Origin of the sequence: Kitasatospora sp. NPDC056531 (genome assembly GCF_042794375.1) — a bacterium.
Classification (GTDB): Bacteria; Actinomycetota; Actinomycetes; order Streptomycetales; family Streptomycetaceae; genus Kitasatospora.
In genome coordinates this window covers 1-3070 of the sequence record NZ_JBHTTU010000263.1, presented here as the reverse complement: position 1 = coordinate 3070, position 3070 = coordinate 1, and the positions used below count along the sequence as shown (strand labels likewise).

Below are 3070 nucleotides of genomic sequence, written 5' to 3'. Positions count from 1 at the left end.
GCGGGTGGACCCCGCCATGGGTGAGTGTCGAGGAGGAGACCGTCCGGCGGGCCGCCGCACGGCTCCCGGTACTCGTGGTCGGGCAGCGGGCCGACTCGTCGGCGCTCTCTTATCCTTCCCGCATGACGAGCGCTCAGCACGATGCCGAACGGGACGGCGCCATGGCCCGCAGCGCCATCGACGCATATCTCACCAACCGCACGCGGTACTGGGAGCGGGCCGCTCAACAGACGAAGGCGGCCGAGGCCCAGGCCGCATACCGCGCCGCGCGCAACCGGCTCGCCCGGTGGAAGAACGAAGGTGTCGTCGACGACTGGGTCGCGAGCGCCGTCGTCGAGGCCGCCGAGCAGGACGCCGCCCGAATCGGTCGCGAGGCCGCCGCCGCGGGGACCGGTCCAGCCCTGCACGCAACCGCCGTCCGCCACACGGAGGCAATCCGGCGCTGGCTCTGCACCCAAGGCCACAGGCCCGCCGACGACGCGCCGGAGAAGGCATAGCCGGCAGCGGCAACGTCACCCGCATCGACCAGCCCGGCAGAGGCCGAAAGCCCAACCGAGTACGCATGAACGTACTCAGGTCCGGGCGGCTCAGCGGAAGGCGGCGACATTCTCCGAAACCCACTGGCTGAACGGCCTCGCCGGGAAGCCGGTCACTCGTGAAACCGTGTCGCGCACCGTCAGCAGTTCGTCGTTGACGTCCCCGCCCGTCAGGTCCAGCACCGCGTCCGCGACCTCATCTCCCAAGAACGCGGCCATGTGACGGTGGGCCTCCTCCCGACTGATCTCTGCGAACGGCACCTCCCGCTCCAGGACCGCCGCGATGGCCTCCACCTGCTGCCGAGCTGTCACCCGTTCCGGACCGGTCAGCGCATACGTCTGTCCCTGGTGACCGGGCTCGGTCAGTGCGACCCTCGCCACCGACGTGATGTCCGCGGGGTTGATGGTGGGGAGCCCGGCGTCCGCATACGGCACGCGCACCGGTTGGTGCTCGCGGATGGACGCCGCCCACCACAGGGCGTTCGAAGCGAACTGCGTCGGCCGCAGAATCGTCCAGTCCAGATCCACTGACACCGCGTGGTCCCTCCAGCCGCGCACTGGTCAACGGCCAGTCCACAACTACCTCCACGACATCGCCCTCCACCCCGGTTCTTCGGGTCCACGTGCTTGCAGGCGTGGCAGGTCTGCGACGTGTGCGCGGGATCGACCAGGACGACCGTCAAGGCCGTCCGGGTCACGGGTCTGTACCGGCCGTCGGCGACGGCGTCGGCGGTGCGCGGCGGCGCTGTGAACCGGCGTCCGGGCAGGTCGGCGGCGGGGTGCGGCGCGGCACGGCGGGCGACGGCGCGGGTGGTTTCCGGCCGTACATGTCACAGCACTGTCCTGGGGGCGGCCCGGGCGGAACGGTTCGTCCGGGAGGGCGGTCCCGGTCTTCGGAAACCCGCTCGCACCGAGCACCAGGCACCGCCGCCCCACCCGGAGGAAAACACCGTGCGCGTCCGCAAGCTCGCCTTCGCCGCCCTGGCCGTCGCCGCCGCCCTCTCGCTCACCGCCTGCCAGGACGACGAGACGGGCACCGCACAAGGCGCCCCGACCGCGTCCACCGGCGCCTCCCCCAGCGGCGGTCCGGCCGCCGGCGGACCGGCTTCGAGCGGAGCGGGGAAGAACGGCACGCCGCCCACCGCCGCACCGACCGGCTCCACCGGGGCCGGGAAGCCCGCCAAGTGCCGGACCGCGGACCTGACCGTCACCGCCGCGGACCGCACCATCACCGGCGACGCCGACAACACCGTCGTGGTCGAGCTGAAGAACCACAGCGGCAAGGACTGCACGCTCTCCGGATACGCGGGCGTCGACCTGAAGACCTCCGCGGGCACGCTGTCCGCGAAGCGCTCCGGCGAGCCGGCCGTCGCGGGCGTCGTGGCGAACGGCAAGTCGACCTACTTCGGCATCAGTTACCCGGCCAACACCTCGGGCGGCTCCGGCGTCCGGATCACCGGTCTGGTGGTGACCCCGCCGGACGAGACCCAATCGGTCACCTTGCCCTGGCCCGGCGCCGGCTCGCTGCCCGTCACGGACGGCAGCGGATCCCCGGTGAAGATCGGCCCGATGGGAAGCGCCGGCCAGGGCCAGTGACCGCGGGCTCCCGCCCCGGCCGGACGCGGTTCACCATGCTGCGCCAGGCACCGGGGAACCGGGCCGACAACGCCGACACGGCCTTCGACGCACTGGACGACGACGGAGACGGGCGCGTCAGCCGTGCGCAGTACCTGGCATCGATCCGCCCGTACGTCACGGGCGACGACTCCCCCATGGGCGACGCCCTGTACTGACCACCCCGACCACGGTGCGGAAACTGGCGGGGCGTCTCCACCTCGGCACCGTCTTCATCGCACTGCCCGCCCTGGTCATCGTGCTGGTGGGCGTGCTCTGAGGTACGGCGTCCCACCCCGATGCTCACCTGACCAAGCCCTACTAGGAGCAGTGGTAGGGGAAGGTGGCGGTCGCGGTCCGGGCGGCGGGCGCGATGATCTCCAGGGTGGCGGTGGCCTGGAGGGAGCCGTGGCCGTCGAACGTCCAGCGCAGGATCAGGTCGGTGTGGTGCGTGCCGGAGCGGACGTCCTGCACGATCTCGTCCGAGGTCGTGCCGTCGCTGCGCACCCAGCGGTAACGGATGCTGCCGGCACCGCCGTTGGTCTCCACCGAGGCCGTGACGACGGCGGTGCCCCCGCAGCCCGGGCCCGCCGGGTCGGTGGTCACGCCGACGGCGGTGACCGCCAGGACTGTCGTGTGGAAGCGCCAGAACAGCAGCGCGAGGACCGCGAGGAGCACGGCCACCGGCACCAGCCACCTGCGCACCCGGCGGGGCCGCGGCTTCGGCTCCGCCGCCGCCTCGCCGTGCCACGCGGCGGCGGCCCGCGGCGGGACGCCGGGGCCGAAGCGCCGCAACTCGCCGGGAGCGAGCGGGCGTTCGTCCGGCGCAGCGGTGGGGGTGGGGACGGAGGCGGACGAGCGGGTGATCTGCCTGCTCTCGCTGGACGAGACCTCGCAGGGCCTGGCCCTGGGCACCGAAC

Annotated in this window: 4 protein-coding genes and 2 pseudogenes; 3 read left to right on the top strand and 3 right to left on the bottom strand. The window is 72.8% G+C overall.

Annotated features, from left to right (window positions below):
* Positions 1–497, top strand: a 497-nt coding sequence (locus tag ACFQ87_RS45380; RefSeq protein WP_380616905.1) for a hypothetical protein, incomplete at its 5' end; no start/stop codon positions are given.
* Positions 498–587: 90 nt separating this feature from the next.
* On the opposite strand, the pseudogene ACFQ87_RS45375 reads toward ACFQ87_RS45380, so the two are convergent.
* A pseudogene (locus ACFQ87_RS45375) lies at positions 588–1052 on the bottom strand (capsule biosynthesis protein CapD); the annotation flags it as partial.
* Positions 1053–1108: 56 nt separating this feature from the next.
* Positions 1109–1234, bottom strand: a pseudogene (locus tag ACFQ87_RS45370) (zinc ribbon domain-containing protein); the annotation flags it as partial.
* Between the two features lie 253 nt (positions 1235–1487).
* Between ACFQ87_RS45370 and ACFQ87_RS45365 the strand changes: the two are divergent.
* Both ACFQ87_RS45365 and ACFQ87_RS45360 read left to right on the top strand, forming a co-directional pair.
* Positions 1488–2132: a DUF4232 domain-containing protein gene (locus tag ACFQ87_RS45365; protein ID WP_380616904.1), complete on the top strand. Its 645-nt coding sequence runs from the start codon at positions 1488–1490 to the stop codon at positions 2130–2132.
* A gap of 35 nt (positions 2133–2167) precedes the next feature.
* Positions 2168–2329 carry a hypothetical protein gene (locus ACFQ87_RS45360; protein ID WP_380616903.1) on the top strand — a complete coding sequence of 54 codons (162 nt, stop codon included), beginning with the start codon at positions 2168–2170 and terminating at the stop codon, positions 2327–2329.
* Between the two features lie 142 nt (positions 2330–2471).
* Here ACFQ87_RS45360 and ACFQ87_RS45355 read toward each other — a convergent pair.
* Positions 2472–3070 (bottom strand): hypothetical protein (locus tag ACFQ87_RS45355; protein ID WP_380616902.1); only part of this gene is annotated, 599 nt, incomplete at its 5' end.